Source organism: Clostridium paraputrificum (assembly GCF_900447045.1).
Classification (GTDB): Bacteria; Bacillota; Clostridia; order Clostridiales; family Clostridiaceae; genus Clostridium; species Clostridium paraputrificum.
Map to the genome: position 1 here is coordinate 575609 of NZ_UAWH01000005.1, position 26903 is coordinate 602511.

Consider the following 26903-nt stretch of genomic DNA (forward strand, 5'->3'; position numbering starts at 1 on the left):
TAGGAAAAATGTTACAAAATGTTATATAATGTGATTAATGATGTAATAGAGGTGCTAGGAATGAATATTTATTTAGCGAGACAAGCTATATATGATAGAAATTTTAAAGTGGAAGCATATGAATTATTATTTAGAAATTCTAAAGAAAATAAGTTTGTGAGAAATATAGATGAAGATAGTGCTACAGTAAAGTTAATTTCTAATTGTGCTACTATTGGATTGAATGAATTAACAAATAATAAAAAAGCCTATATCAATTTTTCTCAAGGAGTATTATTAAATGATGTAGCAAGCCTTTTATCTAAGGAGAAGGTAGTGGTAGAAATTCTAGAAAATGTTATTCCTACAGAGGATGTAGTAAGTTATTTAAAGGAATTAAAGTCCAAAGGATATATATTAGCTCTTGATGATGTATCCTTTAGCACAAACTATAGAAGCTTTGGAAACTTGATAGATGTATATAAGTTGGATTTTAAAATTACATCTCCAAAACAAAGAAAATTTCTTGTGAATGTACTTAAAAACTATAATCCTAAAGCAAAGTTATTAGCAGAGAAGATAGAGACTGAAGAAGAGTACATAGAAGCTATGGAAGATGGATATTCTTATTTTCAAGGATATTATTTTAGCAAGCCTATAATGATAGAAGAAAAAGATATACCAGTAAGAAATGTAGCTTGCTTTAACTTAATGAGTGAACTGTTAAGGGATGATTTTGATATAGACAAGATTGAAGCTATAGTAAAAACTGATGTTTCTATAAGTTATAAGTTAATGAAATTTTTAAATTCTGCTGCATTTTCTTTTGTTCAAAAAATTTCATCTATAAGACAGGCAATAATGCTTTTAGGGAAAAAAGAATTAAAAAAGTGGCTTTCTCTAATTGTAATGAGTGAAATGAGAGGCGGAAATAGTGAAGAAGTTACCAATGGAACAATAATAAGAGGAAGGTTTTGTGAGCTGGTTCAATCAAAAATAGAAGAAAAAAATCAATCATTAGCATTTATGGTGGGGTTATTTTCAAATTTAGATAGTTATATGCAAAGAGATATGGCTGAAATTATAGAGGAGTTACCTGTTGATGAAGAAATAAAAGATGCATTATTAGGAAAAGATAATAAGCTAAGAAAGGTATTGGAGTTAGTTCTTTCTTATGAGAGTATGAATATTAATAGAATGGAAGAATATTGTGAAATTCTAAATTTAGATAAAAAAATACTTATTGATTTATATATGGAGTCGATAGAGTGGTCTAATAGGTTGGCAATTATATAAAAAAATACTAAATTGTAAAAAATAACTTTATTTTTACTGAAAATTATAATATAATGTGGGCATATGATGGATTCGTTTTCAGTGAAGGTGGGGGAGAATATGAGTAAGTGTCCGTTTTGGTCAACTGGTAAAGATAGGATTGAATGTAATACAGAATGTCCTATGAACACATTAGCTTTAGAAGAGAATTGTCCTTTTAGAGAATATGTTTCAGATTCTAAATTGAAGTATAAGGATATAGTTAAGGAAGAATATGACTATTCTGAGGAAACATTTAATGGAGATTTTTTGGGAATAAAAATAGAAAGAGAAGTAAGTCAATATTAAAGGAATAGTTAATAAAGGATAAGTGCATTTAAAACTTTGCGAAAGCAAAGTTTTTTGTTTAAATAAAAAGAGAAATTGCAAAGCAATTTCTCGAAAATACTATTTATAAATTGTACTGTATTTATGAAGTAGATTTTGTTTCAATGTCCATAAGTCATAAGATAAATCTACATAGTAGGTATGAGGATTTTCAAATCTTAAAACTTCAGGCCATAGCTTTTCTGTTTCCTTTTTAGCAAAATCTTTAATTTCCATTACTGTAGGACTAGTGTACACAAGCTTTCCTTTTTCAAATATAGGAACTTGTAAATCCTTAGTATAGAAGTTTGTTATTTTTTTTCTCTTCCATGTATGAACTGGATCGAATATCTCTAACTCTTCCTTCTCATCTATAACTTCGTTATTAATAGTTAATAAGTCTGCTATAGCCATATGTGAATCCTTATCGAAAATTCTAACTAACTTTTTAAAGCCTGGATTAGTTATTTTTTCATCATTTTCACTTATTTTTATTTTAGGGATAATTTCTCCATCCTTTTCAACAGCAGATAATTTATATACTCCTCCAAAAACAGGTTCGGATTTAGCAGTAATTAATCTTTCTCCAACACCGAATGAATCTATACAAGCACCTTGTTCAAGAACATCCCTAATTATATATTCATCAAGAGAGTTAGAAATTACTATCTTACAATCTTCGTAGCCTGCTGCATCAAGCATCTTTCTACACTTTTTAGTTAAGTAAGTTATATCACCAGAGTCAATTCTAACACCTGAAGGTCTTTTACCCATTGGTTTTAGAACTTCATCAAATACCTTTATAGCATTTGGAATACCTGATTTTATTACATTATAAGTATCTATTAATAAAGTACAGTTGTCAGGGTATATTTCTGCCCAACTCTTAAATGCTTCATATTCACTATCATATAGTTGAACCCAGCTATGTGCCATAGTTCCAACAGCAGGAATATTAAACATCTTATCTGAAATGGTACATGCAGTTGAGCTACATCCTCCAATTATAGAAGCTCTTGCTCCGTATATAGCTCCATCATAACCTTGAGCTCTTCTTGAACCAAATTCCATTACAGGTCTACCATTTGCAGCTCTTGATATTCTGTTTGCTTTTGTAGCTATAAGAGTTTGATGGTTTATTGTAAGAAGTATCATAGTTTCAATAAATTGAGCTTGAATTACTGGTCCCCTAACTGTTACTAAAGGTTCATTTGGGAATACTGGGTTTCCCTCTGGAACAGCCCAAACATCACAAGAGAACTTGAAATTCTTTAGATAATTTAAAAATTCTTCTGAGAAAGTATGCTTACTTTTTAAGTATTCAATATCATCATCAGTAAATTTTAGGGTACTTAAATATTCAATTAATTGTTCTACACCAGCCATGATGCAATATCCACCACCGTCTGGTACTCTTCTAAAGAACATGTCAAAGTAGGCAATTTTATCTTCTAATCCTTTATTGAAATATCCGTTACCCATTGTTAATTCATAAAAGTCTACAAGCATTGTTAAGTTTCTGTCATTTTTAACATCGAATGAATTAGTATTTGTCATCTTAATCTCCTCTTTTCATAAAAATGCCTTATTCCTATTGTACCCTTTCGTTTTAATTATTACAATATAATGAAGACTCAAAATGATTTTTTAGGCATTTACAAGGTAATACTTAGTAGATGGGAGGATTAATATGCATTTAGATAAGAATCAATTAAAAGCAGTAAAGGCAAATGAAAGAAATGTATTAGTTGTAGCAGCACCAGGTTCAGGTAAAACAACTGTTATTATAAATAGAATTAAATATTTAGTTGATGAAGTTGGAGTATATACATCAAATATCATTGTTATAACCTTTACTAAAGCAGCAGCTCTGAATATGAAAAATAGATATATAAATACTTTTCATAAAGAAAGTTCTCCTTTTTTTGGTACCTTCCATGGGCTGTTTTATAAAATTCTTCTAAGAGAAGGAGCTAATATAAATATTATAGAAGGATATATAACCAATAAAATTATAGAAGGTGTTCTTAGAAAATATTCAGATGAAGTTAATGAGGATAGGGTTAAGGAGGCTGTAAATAACATATCGTTATTTAAAACATCAGGTGAAAATATAGATGATTTTAAACCATCTATAGCTAAAGATATTTTTATGGAATGTTATGATGCCTATGACAAATATAAGAAAGAAAATAATCTTTGGGATTTTGATGACTTAACTATTAAGGTTTTAGAATTATTTAAAAATAATAAAAGAATAAGGGAAGGATACAAAAGAGTATTTAAATATATTCTTGTAGATGAGTTTCAAGATTGTGATGATCTTCAAATAGAATTTTTGAAATTAATGACAGAGGGGGAGGAGAATTCTCTTTTCGCTGTTGGGGATGAGGATCAGTGCATTTATAGTTTTAGAGGTTCAAAACCTGAATACATGGTTTCTTTTGATAAAACTTTTAAAAGTGCAAAGAAATATTATTTACATATAAATTATAGAAGTAATAAAAATATAATAGAGAGTTCAAAAAAGGTTATTTCTTTTAATAAGGAAAGAAATAAAAAGGACATACAGTGGTATAAAGATAAGGATGGAATTATCCTTTGTAAGGGAGTTTATGATGAGAGAATACAGGGAGATGAAATTTCTGAAAAGATTAGAGATTTCTATAATAATCCTAGCTATAGATATAAAGAAAATATAGTTCTTTATAGAACTAATATGGAGGCTATGAGTGTTATAGATTCATTTATAAGAAATAAGATACCATTTACTTTGTTAGATAAAGAATATAACTTCTTTAACCATTTTATATGTAAAGACTTGCTTTCATATTTATCTTTAGCAGTGAATCCTTACGATAGAGAAGCTTTTATAAATATAATTAATAAACCTTTTAGGTATGTGAGTAAAACTAGTATAGCTTATATTAGGGAATATAAGTATGAAAAAGATACTTTTGATATACTTATAGAAAAAGATGATACTCCACAATTTCAAAGAAAGAAGCTTGATGAACTAAAAAGAGATTTTAATTATATAAAGAAGTCATCATTAAGCAGTGGTATACAATATATAGTAACGGATATGGGATATATAGATTACCTTAAAACATATACAGAAAGATTTGGAGGTAATATTGAAGATTTAGAGGAAATAGTTGAAGAATTCAAAATGTCAGCTTCATCATTTAAAACTATCTTTGAATTTTTTGAGCATGTAGATGAAGTGGGAAAGAAGATAGAAGAAAGTAAAAGAAATAAGACAGAAGACAGAGTTTTATTAAGCACTATTCATGGTGTAAAGGGAATGGAGTTTAAAAATGTATTCTTAATTAACTGTAATGAGGACACAATACCACATTCATCTAGTAAAGAGGAAAATATAGAAGAAGAACGAAGATTATTTTATGTTGGAATAACAAGAGCAATAGATAATTTGTTTCTTTTTGTACCTAAGATGAGAAAAGGAAAGTTTAGGGATGTCTCTAGATTTATTGAAGAGGGAGGCTTTATGGAAATTGTTAAGGTTTCACATGGTCTAGTTAAGGATTCAGTAGTTACACATAAGGCTTTTGGAGCAGGAAAAGTAGTGGATGTTAATGGTGATGAAGTAGGGATTTTATTTCATGATGGAATGAAAAGAAAGTTCTCTGCTAAGGTTCTATTGGATAATGGATTAATATCTAAGTAAATATGATGAAATTTATCAAATATTGAATAAATATTGGTATTAATATATAATTTTAAGTAGGTTTATATCTCATGATATAAGCCTTTAATTATAGTTTTGCTAGGAAGAGGTTAATATGGATAAAGGTGTATTTAATCCTAAAGATATAATATTTTCTCTTGATATTGGTACTAGATCGATAATTGGTACCGTTGGAGTTGTAAGAGAAAAGAAGTTTGAAGTTTTATATGAAAAGTATAAAGAACATGAAGAAAGAGCTATGGTAGATGGACAAATTCACGATATAAACTTAGTTGCATCTGTAGTTAAGGATGTTAAAGAAAATATAGAACGTGAATTAGGAATACAGTTAAAAGAAGTATCGATTGCAGCAGCAGGTAGATTTCTAAGAACTGTTAATGCAATGGGTGAAATAGAGCTTAATGGTGACGAAGAAATAGATGAAGAAATAGTAAGAAGTGTAGAACTAAGTGCTGTTAAAAAGGCTGAAGAGGAAGTAATAAAGAATACTGAAAGTAAGCTATATTGTGTAGGTTATTCAGTAAAAGATTATTATCTAAATTCCTATGTAATAGCAAATCTACTAGGGCATAAAGGGGAAAGAGTTGGAGCAGAGGTAATAGCAACTTTCTTGCCTAGATCAGTTATTGATTCATTATATACTGTTATGAATAAAGTGAATTTGAAAGTGTCTAATTTAACACTAGAACCAATTGCAGCAATTGAGGCTGCTGTTCCTAAGAATTTAAGATTATTAAATATAGCTTTAGTTGATATTGGGGCAGGAACATCAGATATAGCTATAAGCTCAAAAGAAAGTATAAGTGCCTATGGAATGGTGCCTATGGCAGGAGATGAGGTTACAGAAGTAATAGCTCAAGAGTGCTTAGTTGATTTTAATTCAGCTGAAAATATAAAAAGAAGTGTGGCATTACAGGATGAAGTTACATATACAGATGTATTAGGACTAGAAAATACTATAGAATCTAGCTCTATTATAAAATCTATTACTCCAACTGTAGAAAAGATTGCAACAGCTATTTCAAGTGAGATAATTTCTCTTAATGGCAATAAGCCACCAGCAGCTTTATTCTTAGTAGGTGGAGGAGCTCACACTCCAGGTCTTATAGAAGAAATATCTAATCACATAGGACTACCTACCCAAAGAATAGCAATTAAGGATAGGACAAGCGTAATAGAATGTTTGTCAAATAATGAATTAGGATCTGCTGGTGTTACAGTTTTAGGAATAGCATTATCAGCTATTAAGAAAATGGGACATGATTTTATAGATGTAAATTTAAATGGTACACCAGTAAGTTTATTTAATTCTCATAAACATACTGTAATGGATGTTTTGCTTCAAGCAGGAATTAACCCATCATTACTCATAGGAAAGAATGGTAAGAGTATAAGGTTCAATCTTAATGGTAAAAGAAGATTAGCATTTGGAGAGATGGGAAAGAATCCAAAGATAAGTATAAATAGAAAGAAGGCATCTATAGAATCAGAGGTGAATGCAGGAGATAATGTAAAAATCACTTATGCTCAAAATGGTAGGGATGCATCACCTAAAGTAAGTGAAGTTATAGAAAATATTAATTCTATTGATATATACATAGATGATAAATTGGTTAGCTTAGAACCAGTTGTACTTATAAATGGTAAAGAGAAAAAGATATCAGCTCATATTAAGGATGGAGATGAAATTTTAGTATATATTCCATCGAAAATGTTAGATATTAAGAATTACATATTGAAAAGAGAAATAGAATTATTTAAAGAAGGTATTTTATTAGAAGATGACTTTCTTATTCAAGAGGGAGATAGAATATACTCTAAAAAGTTAGAAAACAAAGAAGTTACTAATGAAGTGAAAAAAGAAGAGGGAATAAAAGTTGTGGTTAATAATAAGGATGTAATCTTAAGGGGAGAAAAACCTTTGTTTATAGATGTATTTAACCATATGGATATTGATATAACTAAAGTTACTGGTGATATTACACTAAAGATTAATGGAAAAGATGCATCTTATACAGATAAATTGAATAATGGTGATATAGTAGAGGTATTTTGGAGTTAATAATTCTTAGGGAGGACTTTAATGATTACTTTTCTTGAGGAAGCAAATAGGATAAAGGATGAATTAATAACAATAAGAAGAGATTTACATGAACATCCAGAATTGGGCTTTGAAGAAAAGAGAACCTCAGAAAAAATAAAAGAGTTTTTAACTAAAGAAGGAATTCCATATGTTGAAGTAGCTAAAACAGGGGTATGTGGAATTATAAAAGGTGAAAAAAAGGACAATAATAGAGTTATAGGGTTAAGAGCAGATATGGATGCTCTTCCAATACAAGATAAAAAGGTATGTAGCTATAGTTCTAAAGTTCCAGGAAAAATGCATGCTTGTGGGCATGATGCACATACAACGATTCTCCTAGGTGTGGCAAGAATATTAAATAAGAATAAACGCTTATTTGGCGGATGTGTAAAGTTATTCTTTGAGCCAGCAGAAGAAACTGTTGGGGGAGCTCCTTTTATGATAAAGGAAGGCGTTTTAGAGAATCCAAGAGTAGATGCAATAGTGGGGCTTCATGTTACTGAGGATTTAGATTATGGGAAAATTAGAATAAAAAGTGGTGTGGTAAATGCTGCATCAAATCCGTATAAAATAAAGATAAAAGGAAGAGGGGGCCATGGCGCTGCACCTCATACAACAATAGACCCCATTGTTATTGCCTCAAATGTTGTAATGGCACTTCAAACTATAGTTAGTAGGGAGATAGCTCCTGTAAATCCAAGTGTAATAACTGTTGGTAGCATTAATGGAGGAACAGCTCAAAATGTTATTCCAGAGGAAGTGGAGATTACAGGAATAATTAGAACCTTAACTAAAGAGGATAGAGAATACGTAGTAAGAAGATTTAAAGAATTAGTTACGGGAATTTGTAGAGGCATGAGGGGAGAGTGTGATATTTATATAGAAGAGGGATATCCTTGCCTATATAATAATGCTACAATGGTAGAGAGAGTAAAATATGTTGGAAAAGAGCTACTAGGTGTAGAAAATGTTGTAGAACAAAAGCATCCTAGTATGGGGGTAGAAAGCTTTGCTTTTTTTGCAATGGAAAGAACTTCTGCTTTTTATTATTTAGGTACAGGAAATAGAACAAAAGGGACAGATAAAGCTGCACATTCCAATTTATTCGACATAGATGAGGATGCTATTCCCTTAGGTGTTGCAATGCAGTGTGGAATAGCATACGATTATTTGACAAGAATATAAATAAATATTACTCTATTAGAATGGAGAATAGTAAACAAAAGCGAAGACTAGGAGTTGATTATATTTGAAAATTGAAATAGGATCTAATGAAGCAGGGCAAAGATTAGATAAATTTTTAAGAAAATTGTTAAAGGATGTTCCTTTAAGTGCAATTTTTAAAGCAATTAGAAAAGGTGACATAAGAGTAAACGGAAAGAAACAAAAGGAAAAATATTCATTACTTGAAGGTGATGAAGTTGAAATTAGATACATACAAAGTAAGAAGGAAAATAAAACCAACTTTATCCAAGTTGATTCATCAGGATTGAAAGTTGTATATGAGGATGAAAATGTTTTAATAGTAGAAAAGTGGCCAGGAGTGTTAGTTCATCCAGATAGTAAGGGAAGTGAAGCTACATTAACAGATTATGTACTTTCGTATCTAAACGAAAAGGGTGACTATAGACCAGAAGAAGAGATAACTTTCACACCAGCATCTTGCAATAGATTAGATAGAAATACTTCAGGTGTAGTTATTTTTGGTAAGAACTTTGAAGCTTTAAAGACTTTAAATGAAGTAGTTAGAGAAGGTCAAGTTAAGAAATACTATTATACTTTGGTTAAAGGAAAGCTAAAGGATGGCGTATATAAAGGGTACATATTAAAGAATGAAGAAGCCAATATTTCAAGAGTATTTGATAAACAAGTTTCAAATTCTAAAGAAATATCTATGGAAGTTAAAACTGTTCAAACAAATGGGGCCTTCTCACTATTAGAAATTGATCTTATAACAGGAAGAAGTCATCAAATTAGAGCACACTTAGCTCATTTAGGAAATCCAGTTATAGGAGATAGTAAATATGGGGATAAGGAACTTAACTCATTCTTTAACAATAAGTTTGGATTAAATTATCAGTTCCTTTATGCATATAAGCTTATATTTAGAGAAGTTGGAGGCAAGTTATCTTATTTAAAGAACAAAACAATAGCAGCTGCTTTACCTCCAATATTTAAGAAAATAAAAAGTGATGTGTTTAAATTTTCTATAAGATAGGAGAATTGGTATGGGAGAGGAGCATTCAGCAGCAAAGGGAGTCTTTATACTTTCCGTTGCTGGGATGGTGGCAAAGTTTATATCGGTTTTTTATAGTCCAATTTTAGTATCTATATTAGATGTAGATGGGTTTGGAATATACTCAAGAACTACTGAAATATTTTTATTTATTTATGCAATCACCTGTATGGGAGCACAACCTGCAGTAGCAAAGGTTGTATCTGAACTTTCTGCTCTTGGAAATGAAGAGGGAGCAAAGAAAGCTTTAAGGATATCAAGGAAATTTTATATAATTCTAGGAGGAGGGCTTGGAATCTTAATGATGATTCTAGCTATTCCTCTATGTAATTTATTTGGAATACCGGATACTGCCTATGGTGTAATGGCTTTAGGACCATGTGTTTTAATAACTTGTATTCTTTCTGCTTATAGAGGATATATGCAAGGAAAAGGACATATGACTCAAATTGCAATATCTCAAGTTATAGAACAACTTATAAATGTAATTTTAAGTTTATTATGTGCTTATATTCTTGTCCAAGTATCTTTAGCTGCAGGAAATGCAGGTGCACAAGTTGGTACATCTGTAGGGGCTTTATTTGCTATGCTATATTTAATCTACAGTTTAGATAAAAAGTATAGCAAAGAGGAAGAAGAGATAGAGAGTCTTACAAACGTAAGAAAAGTTAGTGAGAAGAAAATACTAAGAAAAATTATAATGTATTCTATCCCTATAACATTAAGTACAGGAATGCAAAATTTCGGTGGGCTAGTAGATATGGTAAATGTAAATTCTAGGTTAATATTTGCTGGATTTGATAGAAGAATGGCGGATACATTATATGGACAACTAGGTATGTATAAAACATTGTTAAGTGTACCATTGGTAGTCATTACATCTATAGGAACTACTACTTTACCATCAATTGCAAGGTCAATGGTTCTTAATGAAAGAAGAGAAGTAAAGAGAAAGATTGCATATGCATTTAAGATGGCTTTTTCAATAGCAATACCAGCTGCAGTTGGGCTTTCAATGTTAAGTGAGTTAGTATATGCTACTTTATATAATAGAACTGATGGTCATAAGCTTATGATGATTGGAGCATTTATATTAATTTTATATACAACTACACAAATTCAAGCTGTTATTATGCAAAGTATAAATAAATTATATTTTATACTAGGAACATTTATGGCGGGTATAGTAACGAAGATTATAGTTAATTATATTTTTGTTGGTATTCCAGGTATAAATATTTATGGTGTTTTAATAGGTAATGTATTTTGGCATCTAATTCCGGCAATTTTAAACCATAAAAAACTTTGTAAGATTATGAGGATGAAGTTATCCATTCCAAAGTTAGTAATAAAGCCAGTGATAGCATCAATTGTTATGGCAGGAGTCATATACTTATTAAAATTACCGTTAAAGTATGTGTTTGAGGTTATCTCTCTATCTAGAGTTACAGCAGCTCCTATTACAATAATAATTATTGCAATAGGTGGAATTGTTTATTTATACCTAATGATAGTAATGGGGGGAATTAGAAAGAGTGATATACAAACTATATCACCAAAGTTAATAAGAATAATGCCACGATTTATGAGAAGAAAACTTAGATAAGATAGAAATAATATATTTTTAAGAAACTGCTTTTGGCAGTTTCTTTTATTTTTACATAAAATCTAGTTGTTCGGCTATTCCTTCTTTAATATATAGAAATTCTCTTAGAGGTTTTCCATCTACGTACTTCCAAACTTTAATTTTAGTTGGTATAACCTTGTAGACAACTTGTCCGTCCAATAAGCCGTAGGCATCAAAAGAACTAGGATGCACTGATTTATAAAGATTCATTAATTCAGTGTTTTTAGGATCTTTCCAATCTCCGATTTCTTCAGCAATACCTTCTATAGAAATATTATTAAAGCAAAGAGATACATTGTTATTATTGCTTATTTCATCATATTTTAAGTAGCATTTATTAGTTTGAAAATATATATCTAAGCCATTGTTAATAATACTCATAGTTCTAGATGATACTTTATCCTTATAGGAAGTAGATAATACCCAATTTCTATTTTTTTCAAGAGTAGAGATTATTTCGGATTTAGCATTTTCATAGTTAATTCTCATTACAACCCTCCAAATACACATAATATATAGTATATCTATAATATTACACAAATTTGGTTGTTAGGTAAATATATGAAGTATTGAAAAAAAGTGTTTGGTAGGAGGGGGATTTTAAAGCATAGATCAGTTATAAAAATATAATTTATTTATCTTCAATATAAGTGGAGTGGATATTTGTTTTTCTGTAACTTATAGTTTTTCACGGAACAAACAAGATAAATATCCACTACACTTTTTTATTGGTCCATTATTCTTCAAACTCTCCAAATGTTCCCCAGAATACAAATATTACAAAGGTTAAAATTATTATAAATATAGTATTCGCAAAATTTAGAGGTAAAAAGAATTTTCTAATTATCGTACGTAAAACTAAAAATGTTAAAACTGCAAGTAATGTAAATATTATTACATTAGCTAAGGATAACTTTAATTCAATATGTTTTTTAACCTCATAAAGATTTATCACTAAGCTTACTAGAGAAGTAAAGAATAAGGTAATTACATATCCATAAATATTTATACTAGGGATGGATGTAAATACATATAAGCCTACTAATTCTAATGCTGCTACTATAAGTGAATTCCTTAGAATTATTCCTTGTTTATTTATGCCGTTTAATATACCGAACATCGTTGTAGATGTAAAAAATACTGGAGCAGTTAATCCAGCATATAAGATGTATTTGCCAAGGTCATCTCTTTGATAGAAAAGTTCACCTAATGAATTGGGAATTAGACAGCATATAGTTGTGGTAGCAAGTCCTAGTATAAATGCTATTTTTATTACTTTTCTAATTCTTACAGCTGCATCATAATAATTTCCTTTAACAAGGGTTTGTGATAAGTCTGGTATAAGTAATGTGTTTATGGAGCTTACAACAATCAAAGGGATTCCAATAATCATCATAGCCATACCTGAGAACTTTCCAATCGTAGCAAGAGCTTCTGTATGATCAAAACCTGCTGTAATTAGACACCTAGGTACAACTAGGGTTGATAATGTATTAAATATATTACTTAAGAATCCATTTAAGGTTAGTGGTAAGCAAATTATAAGTACATTGAACAGTAATTGAGATCTTCTTTCTGTTTTTTCATAAGTCTTTGGTAGTTTCTTAGCACACTGCCTATAATAAAAATAAAGTAGAACTAAACTTTGTAGTTCTCCTAAACACAGAGCAACGTAGCATAAAGTTACTAAAGTTGTAAGTTCTTTTGCAGAGAAAAGAAAAATTAATATTGCTACTGTTAAAATTCTTAATGCTTTTTCAAATATGTCTATTATTGCAGGCATTGTGATTTTTGATGTTCCCCAAAAATATCCCTTTAGAATGTTAGATAATGCTATAAATATCATAGCTGGACAAGTAACTCTAATTGCATCAATGGCTCTTACATCATTTATGCCATATTTACCTATAAAAGGTGCAAATATAAATACTAAAATTCCAATAACTATTGCCCATACGATATTGAATACAGCAACTGTATTTATAGTCTTTATTAGATTTCCATTTTCTTGTTTCTCAGCATATACAGCAGAGATTTTTGATATGGATGCAGATATTCCTGCTGACATCATACAAATAAAAAGATTATATATTGGCATTACCAAGTTATATAATCCCATTCCTTCAGGACCTAACACATGTGATAGGTATATTGAAAATATGAATCCTAATATTCCAGTGGTGATATTTGAGGCTGTAAGTAAAAATGAGTTCTTAAAAAAATTGTCTTTCTCCAAAGCTATTCACTCCTTTAGATTACAATAAATCATATTCGGTTAAGGGAAGAAATATAACAAAAAGAGTAGGAGTAATGGGGATAAGAGAGATAAGAAGAGTAAGAGGAATAAAAAAAGATAAAAAGAAATAGGAGGCTAATAAAGATAAGAGAGCTGGTTAATGTGATTGAGTTTTTTTATTTGTTATTCAGAATGTGATTGAGGAGTTGGTAAAATCTTTTCGTGTCAATGATTAATTAATAGTGTTGGATAATATAAATAATAAAAAAAATATTATTTATATATCTTTTAAAAGAATTTATCTTAGAAAAATTCTTTTGTGGCAAAAAAATATAAGAATATATAAATATAACAATATATAAATATATCATTATTTGAAAGGGAATTGGCTAATTAGGATATCTAGATATGAATATTAGTTTGTGAGTTGTAAAATTCAATAGATTAAAATGAAAAGCCCTGCAAAAAGCAGAGCTCTTTTATTTATATAAGATTTTCTGGGTTCAAACATTTTAATTCGTCTATTACAAATAGTCCATCTTTTCTTATTAAAACATCATCAAAGTAAATTTCTCCTCCACCGTATTCATGTCTTTGTATAAGAACTAGATCCCAATGAAGAGCAGATTTATTTCCATTAAAGGCATCATCATAAGAAGCACCTGGTGTAAAGTGGATAGAACCAGTTATCTTTTCATCGAATAAAGTATCTTTCATTGGTTCTAGTATGTAAGGATTAACACCTATAGCAAACTCACCAACATATCTTGCTCCTTCATCAATATTAAACACCTTGTTGATTCTTTCAGTATCATTAGCTGTAGCTTCAACAATCTTTCCATCTTTGAAAGTAAGTTTTACATTTTCATATGTAAATCCTTCTCTAAGTGATGGAGTGTTATATGTTATTGTACCATTAACAGAGTTCTTAACAGGAGCTGTATAAACTTCACCATCAGGAATGTTAGCTTCTCCAGCACATTTAATTGCAGGAATATCCTTTATTGAGAAAGTTAAATCTGTACCTTCAGCTGTTAATCTAACTTTATCAGTTCTATCCATTAAAGCTACTAATTTATCCATAGCTTCAGACATTTTTGAGTAGTCTAAGTTACAAACATTAAAGTAATAATCTTCAAAAGCTTCTGTACTCATATTTGCAGCTTGAGCCATTGAGTAGTTAGGGTATCTTAAAACAACCCATCTAGTTTTAGGAACTCTAATTTCTCCATGAACTGGGTTAGCAAAATATTTACTATATAAAGAAAGTTTTTCTGATGGGACATCTGAAGTTTCAGCAGAGTTTTGTCCTGCTCTTATTCCTATGTAAGCATCCATATCTGACATTCTAGCAGCTTCATATTTAGCCATTAATTCTAACTGTTCTTTAGAAGCTCCCATTAAAATTTCTCTATCTACTTCTTTATTTTTTAATGTAACTAGAGGTATAGCTTTTGCTTTATAAGCTTCTTTAACTAGTTCTTTAACTAATGCCTCGCAATCACCTATACCTTCTATTAAAACTTTTTCTCCCTTTTTAAGCCTACAGGAATAATTTATTAAGTTGTGGGCTAGTTTAGTAAATCGTGGGTCTTTCATAAATTTTCCTCCTTTAATAATGATTATCTTCTAGTATAGCATTAAGAATATAATTTTCAATAATAGGGTTATATTTTGGGGTTAAAAAAATATAAATTTATAGAGGGATGTTGAGGGGGATAGTTATGAAGAAATTTCTTAAGTTTTGTTTGATGTCTATAATTATAGTTACGTTAGCTTTTATTACTTATAAAGTGTCAGATAAATATAATTTGGACATTCTTAAGGATGATATAGATTGTACTATAATAACAAAAGGAGTAGAAAACTCTAGAGCTATAGCCTTAGATGAGAATGGTATTATGTACATAGCATTTGATGATTCTATTAAACAAATTGATAATGATGGTAAGGAAAAGCTTATTTATAAGGATAAGAACTTAAAGATTGAGGATTTAGCCTATAAGGATGGAGCTTTATATTTTATTTCTGATAGCAGATTAAATAAATTTTTGTTAAGTAACAATACTGTACAGGTATTAATTGATAATATTCCTCTAGGAGGAAATGGAATAGATAGAAAACTATTAATTACTGATAAGGAATCATATATAACAATAGGATCGGTAACTAACTCTGGAATATCAGAGGGAGATAATTTTGATAGAACTCCAATAGAGTTAACTTTAAATGGCATAAATATTGATGGTACAGGAGCTTTTAAAGGTAATGGGATAAAATCTGAACAGGGGGAGGGGATTAAAAGTTCTCCTATAGGTAATGGAACTGTTTATAAGATTTCATTAGAAAGTGGGTCATTAGAACTTTATGCTTGTGGAATTAGAGGAATATCTGGTATTGATATTAATTCCGAAAATAATATTATGGCTATTTTTAGTGGAATGAAGGATGTGGGAATAAGACCTGTAAAAAGGGACAAGGACTATATATATGAACTAAAAAAGAACGAATGGTATGGATTCCCTGATTTTAGTGGAGGGGATAATATCTCTTCTCCTAGATTTAAAGGTGATGAAATAATAAAGCCATTACTTAAAACATATCCAAAGAAGTCGCCTCTTGGACCAAGTTATCAACATACCTCAGTTGATTCTTTGAAAGAGTTAGCTATAGATAAAAACGGGTTAGTTTTTGGTAAGGACACAATGGTATTTTGGGATAAGAGTGAAAATGTTATAGGAGCCTTAGATAAGAATAATGTATATAAAAAAGTTCTTAAGGTAAGTAATGAGAGTTTCGTGGAAGATATTATTTTTAATGGCAATGAATTTTTAATTTTAGATAGTGGAATTGGGTGCGTTTATAATATAAAAGCTAAGGAAGGTATCCTTGGATTTACATTACCTGTTATAGTATGGGTATTTGTATTTTTATTGGCTTTTGCAATATTAATGATATTTGTGTATAAAATGAGTAAAAAAAAGGAATAAAGTAATTGATAAGGGGACCTAGCTACTGCTTTGGTTCCTTTATTTGTTAGTTTGTAAAAAAGAAACAATTGGAGTTATATTAGTTTTACATTATGTAAAATTATGGTAATATAATTTTGAGAGGTGATTTTATGGGAAAAACATTGGTTATAAATATGAAAGATATAGTTATTGAAGGAGATATATTAGATGTTGCTGGAGACATAACAGGAATAATATATAACATTTCAAAAGAGATAGATGATGAAATATCTGTAGATTATGTAGATGGAGAGAATAAGAATTTGTTAAAGCATAGGAAATATGGAGCTTGCACATTTTTTTTTAATTTAAATAAAGTGTGGGGAAGCAGAAAAAAGGAGAGAATAATAAAAGAGATATCTCAATATTTAAATAAGGATGGAGATATATATGTATGGGATATTAATAAGGAAAGAGGAAAAATAATAGATAATAAAGTTAAGGTTATTCTTCCAAATGAAAAAGTAAAAGAAATAGAATTTAAAAATTATAATCCTTTATTAACATGTTCTTTCGAGGAAGTTAAAAAAATCCTTGAAAAATATTGCAAAATAGAAGAAACTAAAGTTTGGGAAGATATTTTCTTTATTAAAGCAAAGAAAATAATTGATTAACTTTAGGAGGAATAATAATGAAAATTTTACTTACAGCTTTAAATTCGAAGTTTGTTCACAGTAACTTGGCTGTTAGATATTTAAGAGCATTTACAAAGGATATGCCATATGAGTGTGCAATAAAGGAGTTTTCAATAAATGATAGAGAAGAAAATATCCTTAAAGAAATAATAAGAGAAAAAGCAGATGTAGTGGCATTTTCAACTTACATATGGAATGTAGAAATGATTGAAAGGATTTCTAATCTTATAAAGCTTGTAGATCCTAATATTGAGGTGCTTTATGGAGGCCCTGAAGTTTCTTATGATAGTAGGGTTTTCCTTAGTCAGTTTAAAGGTGACTATGTAATTGAAGGAGAAGGTGAAAAAACTTATAGAGAGTTTGTAGAATATAAGCTTGGATTAAGAGAAATAGAGGATATAAGAGGATTACATTATAAAGTAAATAATAAGGTTCTATCGAATGCAAGTAGACCACTAATGTCTATGGATGAGATTGTATTTCCTTATGAGGAAGAGGAGGATTTAAGCAATAAAATAGTTTATTACGAAGGAAGCAGAGGCTGTCCTTTCAATTGTAAATATTGCTTATCATCAACTACTCATGGGGTAAGATTTCATTCTATAGAGAGAGTTTTATCAGAACTTCAGTTCTTTATTGATAAAGGTGTTAGGTTGGTTAAGTTTGTAGATAGAACCTTTAATTGTAACCATAAATATTCAATGGCTATTTGGGATTTTTTAATTAATCAAGATACAAAAACTCAGTTCCATTTTGAAATATCAGCTGATATTTTAAAGAAAGAAGAAATTGAGCTTTTGAGAAATGCACCAGAAGGAAGATTCCAATTTGAAGTAGGAGTACAGACTACTAATGATGATGTTTTAAGAAATATAAATAGATTTGTTAACTTTAGTGATATAAAGGAAAAGGTTATTGAACTTCTTTCTATTAGAAATATAAAGCAACATTTAGACTTAATTGCAGGTCTTCCAGGGGAGGATTATGAATCATTTAGAAGATCTTTTAATGATGTTCATAGCATAAGACCAGAGGAAATACAACTAGGATTTTTAAAGTTATTAAAAGGTTCTTCTATGAGGGAAGAAGCAGAAAAATATGGGATGGTTTATTCTCCATATCCTCCTTATGAAATAATAAAAACAGATAAAGTTTCATATAAAGAAATGATTAGGCTAAAAAAGGTAGAAGAAATGGTCGATAAATATTATAACAGTCAAAAATTTAACAATACATTGAAATTTTTCTATGAAAAGTATGAAACACCTTTTGATTTCTTTTATGATTTAGGGAATTTTTTTGAGGCAAGAGGATATTTTAATAGAAATATAGGAAATACAGAATATTATAAGGTATTTTTAGATTTTAATATGGAAATATTAAAGGGTGATGAAAGCTATCTTAAAGATATTATTAAATATGATTATCTATCTTTTAATAAAAGAAGAGGAATGCCTGATTTTATTAAATCAAATATAGATAAACAATTGGAACTTCAAATAAAGGATGAACTTAGAGAAAGATATTCATTTAAAGATTACCAAATTGAAAAGTTTGATATAGATATGAGTGAGTACTTGAATACAGGAAAAATTATAAAAAAGGAATGCTTTTATTTAGTTGGTAACAATTGTGAAATTATAAAAATTTAATTGATATATCCAAATTTAAGATGGTAGAGTTTTCAATGTTGATATTGTTTACAAATATCGAAAAATGTAACAAAATATGAACAATCAAATAATAAAGGTGTTGAAAAACTCTTAAAACAGTGTATAATAGAAATGGTAAAAAGTAATTAATACTATATAAAGTACTAATTCATATTTTATTCATATTTTATTACATGGTGTGCATAAAGGTGGTGATATTTTTGGCATTAGAAGCAATAAATGAGATTAAAAGTGCAGAAGCAAAAGCTGATGAAATGATTAAAGAAGCAACATTAAAATCTAAAGAAATTGTTCAAAAAGCTTCAGATGAAGCAGAACAAAAATATAATGAGGTAATTAGTGCTGCAAAGGAAGAATGTAATAGAGTCATGGAAAATGCTTTAGCAGAAGGTAATAAGGTGGCTGAGCCTATTTTAGAAAAAGGAAAGCAAGAGTCTGAGAATATTTATAATATCTCTGATGATAAAAAGAATAATGCTGTTAAATTAGTAGTTGAGAGGATTGTGAAAGTAAATGGCAATTGTTAAGATGAATAAATTCACTTTGCTTGCCTTTGAATCACAAAAAACGAGAATTCTAGAAAGATTACAGGGATTTGCAGAAACTGAATTTGTAAATCTTCAAGATGCTTCGTTTTTAGAAGAAAATGAAGTATTTAGTGACCTTTCAAAGGATAGAGATGATTCAGAGTTTGCAGGGTGTGAAGAAAAGTTATCTATGACTAAATTTGCCCTTGAATTTCTAAAAGATTATATTCCTCAAAAGTCAGCACTAAAGGCTATGAAGGAAGGAAAAAGACAATTAACTTTAAAAGAACTTGAAACAGAAGTTATGAGTAATAATTGGGAAGAAGTTTATAAGAAAGTTAAAGAAAAGGAAGAGGTAATAGCAAGTTTAGAAGGCGAAAAAACTAAACTACAATCTATTGTTGAATCCTTAAGACCATGGGAAGGTTTAGATGTTTCATTTGAAGAATTATCTTCAATTAAAACTCCTTATTTCATAGGAAGTGTACCAAAGCAGTATGAAGATACTTTAGTTGCTGAAATGAATGATTATTATCTAGAAATTATATCTAGAAACAATCAGGATATGTTTTTCTTAGTAATATGCGGAGAAGAGCATAAAGAGGAAGTAAGTGACAAGTTAAGAGGGTTTGGCTTTAGTCAATTTAAGACAGATATAAAAGAAACGCCAATTAAAGTCATGCATGACAATATGGATACAATAGCTAAACTAGATTCAAAGAAGTTCTTTGTTCAAGAAGAATTGTCTGGTTTTGAAGCAGGATATCATAAGTTAGAAGCTGCTAATGAATATTATACAAACCTTGTAGATAGAAAAAATGCTATAAGTAATTTCTTGAGAACAGAAAATATTACTGTCCTTCAAGGTTGGTTAGCAGTTGAAGAGAATCAAAAATTAGAAGCTATCATAAAAGAAGCTTTAGGAGAAGATTATTATTTAACATTTGAAGATGTTAAAGATGAAGAAATAGATAAGGTTCCAGTAAAACTTAAGAATAATGAATTGAATAGTTCATTTGAAAATATTACTGAGATGTATGCTACTCCTAGATATGATGAAATAGACCCAACTCCGTTTGTTACACCATTCTACTTATTATTCTTTGGTATGATGGTAGCGGATATAGGATATGGATTACTTCAATTAATAGTAACCTTAGTGGCACTTAAGGCCTTTAATTTAGATGAGGGAACAAGAAAGTTTGCTAAGTTCTTCTATTACTTAAGTTACCCTATTATTGGATTTGGAATACTTTATGGTTCATTCTTTGGAGGTATTATAGAAATGCCTTGGAGATTAGTAGATCCTAATAAGGATGTTACAACCATATTAATTGTTTCTGTAATATTTGGAGCAGTTCAAATATTCTTTGGTTTAGGAATTAAAGCATACATGTTACTTAGGGCAGGAAAACCTAAGGATGCCTTCTATGATGTAGGGGCTTGGGTAATTACTTTAGTATCAGTAGCTTTAGTTTTAGGTTCAGGTATGTTAGGTTTATCACCATTAGTTAAAAATATAGCAATCGGATTTATGATTTTTGGTATGATTGTAATTGTATTAACAGGTGGTAGAGAAGAAAAAACAAGAGGAGCACAATTAGGTCAAGGTGCGTATGCACTTTATGGTATTACAGGCTATGTTGGAGACTTAGTTTCATATACAAGACTTATGGCACTTGGTCTTGCAGGTGGATCACTTGCAGGAGCATTTAACATGATAATGGGTATGATTCCTGGAGTTGCAGGAATTTTATTTGCACCTGTAATATTCGTATTTGGTCATATATTTAACCTTGCGTTAGGCTTACTTGGAGCATATGTTCATACTTGTAGATTACAGTATGTTGAATACTTTGGAAAATTCTATGAAGGTGGAGGAAAGGCATTCTCTCCATTTAAGACACAAAATAAATACATTAATGTAAAGAAAGATTAGGAGGATTTTTATAATGGAAATGACTTGGATTCAATATTTATCAGAAAATTTTGGTGGCTTCGTTTTAGGAGGCTTAGGTGTTGCATTAGCAGTAGGTTTATCAGGTATAGGTTCAGCTAAGGGTGTTGGTATAGCAGGTCAAGCGGTTTCTGGATTACTTACAGAACAACCAGAAAAGTTTGGTAAGGCTTTAATTCTTGAATTATTACCAGGTACACAAGGTCTTTATGGTTTCGTTGTTGGATTAATGGTATTATTCCAATTAAGCTCTACTACTACATTAGCACAAGGTATGTACTTATTATGTGCATGTTTACCAGTTGGTATAGCAGGTTTATTCTCAGGTATAGCTCAAGGTAAAGCAGCAGCTTCTGCAGTTCAAATCTTAGCTAAAAAGCCAGAACATAACACAAAGGGTATCGTTTTAACAGCAATGGTTGAAACATATGCGCTATTAGGATTCGTTATATCAATCATGTTAGTAGTTCAATTATTCTAGGATTGGGGAAGTGAAGCTATGTCAAATATAAGTAATCTGACTTCTAAAATCCTTAAGGATGCAGAAGAAAGAAAGGACAGTATTTTAGCTAAGGCTGAAAGTGAAAAAGCTTCTATAATTGAAAAAAGAAACAAGGAAGCTAAGGCACTAGAAGCTGAAATGATAGAGAAGGCAAAAAGCGAAGCTCAAACAAGAAAAGAAAGAGTTATTTCTGGAGCTGAATTAAAGGCTAGAAATGAAAAGCTTAAGGCTAAGCAAGCTATCATTGAAGAAGTATTTAATAAAAGTGTTGATGAATTATGCAAGTTAAGCGATGTAGAATATAAAACTTTTATTAAAGAAAGTATTCTTACACTTGGGATAGCTGGAGATGAAAAGCTAATTCTAAATGAAAAAGGTAAGAGTTTAGTTGATAACACATTATTAGTTGATATAAATAAAGAACTTACTTCAAAAGGTAAAAAAGGTTTATTAACTATAAGCACAGAAGTGGGTAACTTTAAGGGTGGATTTATCCTTGAAAAAGGTGGAATAGAAATAAATAATACTTTTGAAGCTTTAGTAAGCTCATTAAAGGATGAATTAGAGTTTGAAGTGGCAAATGAATTATTTAATTAAGGAGGATAAGTAATGGATATAATGCAGTTTACTCAAGTTATACCAAGACTTAGAGTATTAGAAACCAGACTCCTTGATAAAGCCAAGTTAGATAGAATGATAGATTCTAAATCTGCTGATGAAGCATTAAGAGTACTTGGAGAAACTGAGTATTCAAATGTTATGAGTGGTGCAAAAAGAGCAGAAGATTATGAGGCTGTACTAAGTGATGAACTTAAGAGAGTATATCATGATATGTATGACATGACTCCTTGTAAAGAGTTAGTTGATATCATGAGTATGAAGTATGACTATCATAATATAAAAGTAATTCTTAAGGGAATATTTCTACAAAAAGATTTTTCTAATATGTTAATACATGTTGGATCAATAGAAGCATCAAAGCTAAAGATAATTATAGAAACAAATAGCTTTGGCGATTTAAATCCAATTATGAGAGAAGCAGTGGAAGAAGCTATAAATGATTTTAACTCTAAGAAGGACCCTCAAAGAATTGATGTTATTTTAGATAAATATATGTTTGAAGAAATGAAGCATGTTGCTAAAGAATTAAATGATACCTTTACAGAAAAATATGTTAAAGCTCAAATAGATTTAACTAATGTAAAAACTCTTTTAAGAGTAAAGAAACAAAATAAAGGTAGAGAATTCTTATTATCTGTATTAATTGATGGTGGAAAGATTGATAAGGATGTATTAGTATCACTGCTTAATGATGCTAATGAAAATATTTTTAGTAAGTTAAGCCATACTGATTATGCAGATGTACTTAAGAATGGTGTTGAAGACTATACAAAGAGTGGGTCAGCTGGAGTTTTAGAAAAGTTAGTAGATAACTACATCATGAATATGATGAAGGAAGCTAAGATGATTCCATTTGGAGGAGAGCCTTTACTAGCATATATTTATGCTAAAGAGACAGAAATTAAAGTAGTTAGAATTATAATGGTTGGCAAGCTTAATAATATTGCTGAGGAAGTAATAAGAGAAAGGCTGCGTGATATTTATGTTTAAGAAAATTGGAGTGGTTGGAGATAAAGATTCAGTTTTAGCTTTCAAAGCTCTAGGAATTGATGTTTTCCCAGTAGTTGAAGCTGATGAAGCAAGAAAAACTATTGATAGATTAGCAATGAATAATTATGCAGTAATATTTGTGACTGAACAAGTTGCAAAGGATATAGAAGAAACTATTGAGAGATACAATAGAGAGGTACTTCCTGCTGTAATATTAATTCCAAGCAATCAAGGAACATTAAATATAGGTATGCAAAGAATTAGCGATAACGTTGAAAAAGCTGTAGGCGTTAATATTTTATAGGAAGGTAGGTTGGTAAGTTTGAAGACCGGAAAGATAATTAAAGTTTCTGGACCTTTGGTAGTTGCTGAAGGAATGGATGAAGCTAATATATATGACGTATGTAAGGTTGGACACAAGGGCCTTGTTGGAGAAATTATCGAAATGAGAGGGGATAAAGCATCTATCCAGGTATATGAAGAAACATCTGGTATAGGTCCTGGAGACCCAGTTGTAACAACTGGAGAACCACTTTCAGTTGAACTTGGACCTGGTCTAATAGAATCAATGTTTGATGGTATACAAAGACCACTAGATGCATTTATGGAAGCAGCTCAGTCTAGTTTCTTAACAAAAGGTATATCTGTTCCATCATTAAATAGAGATAAAAAATGGGCATTTATACCTACAGTTAAAGTAGGGGATGAAGTTTCTGCTGGGGACATAATAGGTACAGTTCAAGAAACTACAGTTGTGCTTCATAAGATAATGGTTCCTTATGGAATTTCAGGTAAGGTTAAGAGCATAAATGAAGGTGAATTTACAGTTGAAGAAACAGTTTGCGTAGTAGAAACTGAAACTGGTGATAGAGAAGTTTCATTAATGCAAAAATGGCCTGTAAGAAAAGGTAGACCATATGCATCAAAACTTAATCCAGTAGCTCCAATGGTTACAGGACAAAGAGTTATAGATACATTCTTCCCAGTTGCTAAGGGTGGTGCAGCAGCGGTACCAGGACCATTCGGAGCTGGTAAAACAGTTGTTCAACACCAAGTTGCTAAATGGGGAGATACTGAAATAGTTGTTTATGTTGGTTGTGGTGAACGTGGTAACGAAATGACAGACGTTATTAATGAGTTCCCAGAACTAAAGGACCCAAGAACTGGAGAAAGCTTAATGAAGAGAACAGTTCTTATAGCAAATACTTCTAACATGCCAGTTGCAGCTAGAGAAGCTTCAATTTATACTGGTATAACAATAGCAGAGTATTTCAGAGATATGGGTTACTCAGTATCAATCATGGCTGACTCAACTTCAAGATGGGCAGAAGCTTTAAGAGAAATGTCTGGTAGACTTGAAGAAATGCCTGGTGATGAAGGTTACCCAGCTTACCTTGGATCAAGACTTGCTGACTACTACGAAAGAGCTGGTAAGGTTATTTGCCTAGGTAAAGATGGTAGAGAGGGAGCTATTACTGCTATCGGTGCAGTATCGCCTCCAGGAGGAGATATTTCTGAGCCAGTTACACAATCTACACTTAGAATAGTTAAGGTATTCTGGGGACTAGATGCACAACTTGCTTATCAAAGACACTTTCCATCAGTTAACTGGTTGACATCATACTCATTATATGCAGATAAAATTGATTCTTGGATGAACGAAAATGTATCAGATGACTGGTCAAAACTAAGAGTAGAAGCTATGTCACTTCTACAAGAAGAAGCTAATCTTCAAGAAATTGTAAGACTTGTTGGTATAGATGCATTATCAGAAAGAGATAGATTAAAGCTAGAAGTTGCTAAGTCGATCAGAGAAGATTACTTACAACAAAATGCTTTCCATGAAGTGGATACTTATGCTTCATTAGATAAACAATATAAGATGTTAAAGCTTATATTATCATTCAAGGTTGAAGCAGAAAGAGCTTTAGATGCAGGTGTTTACTTAAATAAGATTTTAGCTCTTGATGAAGTAAGAGATAGAATTGCAAGAAGTAAGTATATTCACGAAGAAGAACTAAACAAGATAGATCAAATCAGCATTGACCTAAAAGCTGAGATCGATAAGTTAATCAGCGAAGGAGGGGTTCTAGATGCTTAAGGAATATAAAACAGTTACTGAAGTAGTTGGACCTTTAATGGTTGTTGAAGGTGTTGAAGGAGTTAAATTCGATGAACTAGTTGAAATTAAACTTCATACTGGTGAAATGAGAAGAGGTAAGGTTCTTGAAGTTAATGGTTCAAGAGCAATGGTACAAATCTTCGAAGGATCTACAGGAATTAACTTAAAGGAAACTAAGGTTAAGTTCTTAGGTAGACCACTTGAACTTGGTGTATCAGAAGATATGCTAGGAAGAGTCTTTGATGGAATGGGTAGGCCAAATGATGACGGTCCAAACATAATTCCTGAAAAGAGAGTAGATATAAATGGTGAAGCTATAAACCCAATGGCTAGAGACTATCCATCAGAATTTATTCAAACTGGTATCTCTGCTATTGATGGATTAAATACTCTAGTTAGAGGACAAAAGTTACCAGTGTTCTCTGCATCAGGATTACCTCATGCACAACTAGCTGCACAAATCGCAAGACAAGCAAAAGTTTTAAATTCTGATTCGAAGTTTGCCGTTGTATTTGCAGCTATTGGTATAACATTCGAAGAAGCTCAATTCTTCGTAGATGAATTTAAGGCAACAGGTGCTATTGATAGATCAGTTCTATTCATGAACCTTGCGTCTGACCCAGCTATCGAAAGAATAGCTACTCCAAGAATGGCATTGACTGCAGCTGAATATTTAGCTTATGAAAAAGGAATGCACGTTCTTGTAATTATGACGGATATTACAAACTATGCAGAAGCTCTAAGAGAAATATCTGCAGCTAGAAAGGAAGTTCCAGGTAGAAGAGGTTACCCAGGTTATCTTTATACTGACCTTTCAACATTATATGAAAGAGCAGGAAGACTTAGAGGTAAAGAAGGTTCCATTACACAAATTCCAATACTTACAATGCCTGAAGAGGATAAGACTCACCCAATTCCAGACTTAACTGGATACATTACTGAGGGTCAAATAATTCTTTCAAGAGAATTATACAAGAAAGGTGTAACACCACCAATCGATGTTTTACCTTCATTATCAAGACTTAAGGATAAGGGTATTGGTAAAGGAAAGACAAGAGAAGACCATGCAGATACTATGAACCAATTATTCTCAGCATATTCTCAAGGTAAACAAGCGAAAGAATTATCAGCAATCTTAGGAGAATCAGCATTATCTGATACAGATAAGAAACTTGCTAAGTTTGCAGAAGCTTTTGAAAGTGAGTATGTTTCACAAGGATTTGAAACAAACAGAACTATCGAAGAGACATTAAATTTAGGATGGAAGTTATTAAAGATGCTTCCTAGAACTGAACTTAAGAGAATTAGAGATGAATACCTTGAAAAATATATGCCAAGAGAGGAAGAATAG

22 protein-coding genes are annotated in these 26903 nt (G+C 30.7%); 18 read left to right on the forward strand and 4 right to left on the reverse strand.

Annotation, left to right across the window (positions count from 1 at the left end; all coding sequences use genetic code 11):
• Positions 1-60 precede the first annotated feature (60 nt).
• A complete protein-coding gene (locus tag DR024_RS02795) occupies positions 61-1275 on the forward strand; it encodes an EAL and HDOD domain-containing protein (RefSeq protein WP_027096805.1) in 1215 nt (404 codons plus the stop codon).
• A 99-nt stretch (positions 1276-1374) separates the two neighbouring features.
• Complete coding sequence (locus tag DR024_RS02800) at positions 1375-1602, forward strand: hypothetical protein (RefSeq protein ID WP_034865793.1); 228 nt, start codon at positions 1375-1377, stop codon at positions 1600-1602.
• 99 nt (positions 1603-1701) lie between these two features.
• Here the strand turns inward: DR024_RS02800 and DR024_RS02805 are convergent, their stop codons facing one another.
• Positions 1702-3177: a nicotinate phosphoribosyltransferase gene (locus DR024_RS02805; RefSeq protein WP_027096804.1), complete on the reverse strand. Its 1476-nt coding sequence runs from the start codon at positions 3175-3177 to the stop codon at positions 1702-1704.
• A gap of 133 nt (positions 3178-3310) precedes the next feature.
• Between DR024_RS02805 and DR024_RS02810 the strand changes: the two genes are divergently transcribed.
• The 5 genes from DR024_RS02810 (at position 3311) to DR024_RS02830 (ending at position 11257) form a co-directional block, all read left to right on the forward strand.
• Positions 3311-5311, forward strand: a complete 2001-nt coding sequence (locus DR024_RS02810) for an ATP-dependent helicase (protein WP_034865792.1) — start codon at positions 3311-3313, stop codon at positions 5309-5311.
• A gap of 115 nt (positions 5312-5426) precedes the next feature.
• On the forward strand, positions 5427-7394 hold the full coding sequence (locus tag DR024_RS02815; RefSeq protein WP_027096802.1) for a cell division protein FtsA: 1968 nt from the start codon (positions 5427-5429) through the stop codon (positions 7392-7394).
• Positions 7395-7415: 21 nt separating this feature from the next.
• Positions 7416-8600 carry a M20 metallopeptidase family protein gene (locus DR024_RS02820; protein WP_027096801.1) on the forward strand — a complete coding sequence of 395 codons (1185 nt, stop codon included), beginning with the start codon at positions 7416-7418 and terminating at the stop codon, positions 8598-8600.
• Positions 8601-8664: 64 nt separating this feature from the next.
• On the forward strand, positions 8665-9633 hold the full coding sequence (locus DR024_RS02825) for an RluA family pseudouridine synthase (RefSeq protein ID WP_027096800.1): 969 nt from the start codon (positions 8665-8667) through the stop codon (positions 9631-9633).
• Between the two features lie 10 nt (positions 9634-9643).
• Positions 9644-11257 (forward strand): putative polysaccharide biosynthesis protein, encoded by a 1614-nt coding sequence (locus DR024_RS02830; RefSeq protein WP_111918129.1) that lies wholly within the window; start codon positions 9644-9646, stop codon positions 11255-11257.
• A 51-nt stretch (positions 11258-11308) separates the two neighbouring features.
• Here DR024_RS02830 and DR024_RS02835 read toward each other — a convergent pair whose 3' ends face one another.
• The 3 genes from DR024_RS02835 to DR024_RS02845 all read right to left on the reverse strand — a co-directional run bounded on the left by DR024_RS02835 (position 11309) and on the right by DR024_RS02845 (position 15113).
• Positions 11309-11767: a pyridoxamine 5'-phosphate oxidase family protein gene (locus DR024_RS02835; RefSeq protein ID WP_034865790.1), complete on the reverse strand. Its 459-nt coding sequence runs from the start codon at positions 11765-11767 to the stop codon at positions 11309-11311.
• 247 nt (positions 11768-12014) lie between these two features.
• Positions 12015-13514 carry a stage V sporulation protein B gene (gene spoVB / locus DR024_RS02840; RefSeq protein WP_055253330.1) on the reverse strand — a complete coding sequence of 500 codons (1500 nt, stop codon included), beginning with the start codon at positions 13512-13514 and terminating at the stop codon, positions 12015-12017.
• 483 nt (positions 13515-13997) lie between these two features.
• The gene (locus DR024_RS02845) at positions 13998-15113 is read right to left on the reverse strand and encodes an aminopeptidase (protein ID WP_027096796.1); all 1116 of its coding nucleotides are present in this window, start codon (positions 15111-15113) and stop codon (positions 13998-14000) included.
• 125 nt (positions 15114-15238) lie between these two features.
• On the opposite strand from DR024_RS02845, the gene DR024_RS02850 reads away from it, so the two are divergent.
• From DR024_RS02850 to DR024_RS02900, 11 genes are all read left to right on the forward strand, one after another.
• Complete coding sequence (locus DR024_RS02850; RefSeq protein ID WP_111918133.1) at positions 15239-16504, forward strand: PQQ-dependent sugar dehydrogenase family protein; 1266 nt, start codon at positions 15239-15241, stop codon at positions 16502-16504.
• A 131-nt stretch (positions 16505-16635) separates the two neighbouring features.
• Entirely contained in the window at positions 16636-17139 is a 504-nt protein-coding gene (locus DR024_RS02855; RefSeq protein ID WP_027096794.1) for a hypothetical protein, read from the forward strand.
• A 17-nt stretch (positions 17140-17156) separates the two neighbouring features.
• A complete protein-coding gene (locus DR024_RS02860) occupies positions 17157-18812 on the forward strand; it encodes a B12-binding domain-containing radical SAM protein (RefSeq protein WP_027096793.1) in 1656 nt (551 codons plus the stop codon).
• A 221-nt stretch (positions 18813-19033) separates the two neighbouring features.
• Complete coding sequence (locus DR024_RS02865) at positions 19034-19360, forward strand: ATPase (RefSeq protein ID WP_027096792.1); 327 nt, start codon at positions 19034-19036, stop codon at positions 19358-19360.
• Positions 19347-21299 carry a V-type ATP synthase subunit I gene (locus DR024_RS02870; RefSeq protein ID WP_055183450.1) on the forward strand — a complete coding sequence of 651 codons (1953 nt, stop codon included), beginning with the start codon at positions 19347-19349 and terminating at the stop codon, positions 21297-21299. Before DR024_RS02865 ends, DR024_RS02870 begins: the two co-directional genes overlap by 14 nt.
• Before the next feature lie 13 nt (positions 21300-21312).
• Positions 21313-21798, forward strand: coding sequence for a V-type ATP synthase subunit K (locus DR024_RS02875; protein ID WP_027096790.1), 486 nt, complete (start codon positions 21313-21315; stop codon positions 21796-21798).
• A gap of 18 nt (positions 21799-21816) precedes the next feature.
• Positions 21817-22416: a V-type ATP synthase subunit E gene (locus tag DR024_RS02880; RefSeq protein ID WP_027096789.1), complete on the forward strand. Its 600-nt coding sequence runs from the start codon at positions 21817-21819 to the stop codon at positions 22414-22416.
• A gap of 12 nt (positions 22417-22428) precedes the next feature.
• Positions 22429-23430 (forward strand): V-type ATP synthase subunit C, encoded by a 1002-nt coding sequence (locus DR024_RS02885; protein ID WP_055253334.1) that lies wholly within the window; start codon positions 22429-22431, stop codon positions 23428-23430.
• Complete coding sequence (locus DR024_RS02890) at positions 23423-23734, forward strand: V-type ATP synthase subunit F (protein ID WP_034865825.1); 312 nt, start codon at positions 23423-23425, stop codon at positions 23732-23734. The genes DR024_RS02885 and DR024_RS02890 overlap by 8 nt, the downstream gene beginning before the upstream one ends.
• Positions 23735-23752: 18 nt before the next feature.
• Positions 23753-25531 (forward strand): V-type ATP synthase subunit A, encoded by a 1779-nt coding sequence (locus DR024_RS02895; protein ID WP_055253478.1) that lies wholly within the window; start codon positions 23753-23755, stop codon positions 25529-25531.
• Positions 25524-26903 (forward strand): V-type ATP synthase subunit B, encoded by a 1380-nt coding sequence (locus DR024_RS02900; RefSeq protein WP_027096785.1) that lies wholly within the window; start codon positions 25524-25526, stop codon positions 26901-26903. Before DR024_RS02895 ends, DR024_RS02900 begins: the two co-directional genes overlap by 8 nt.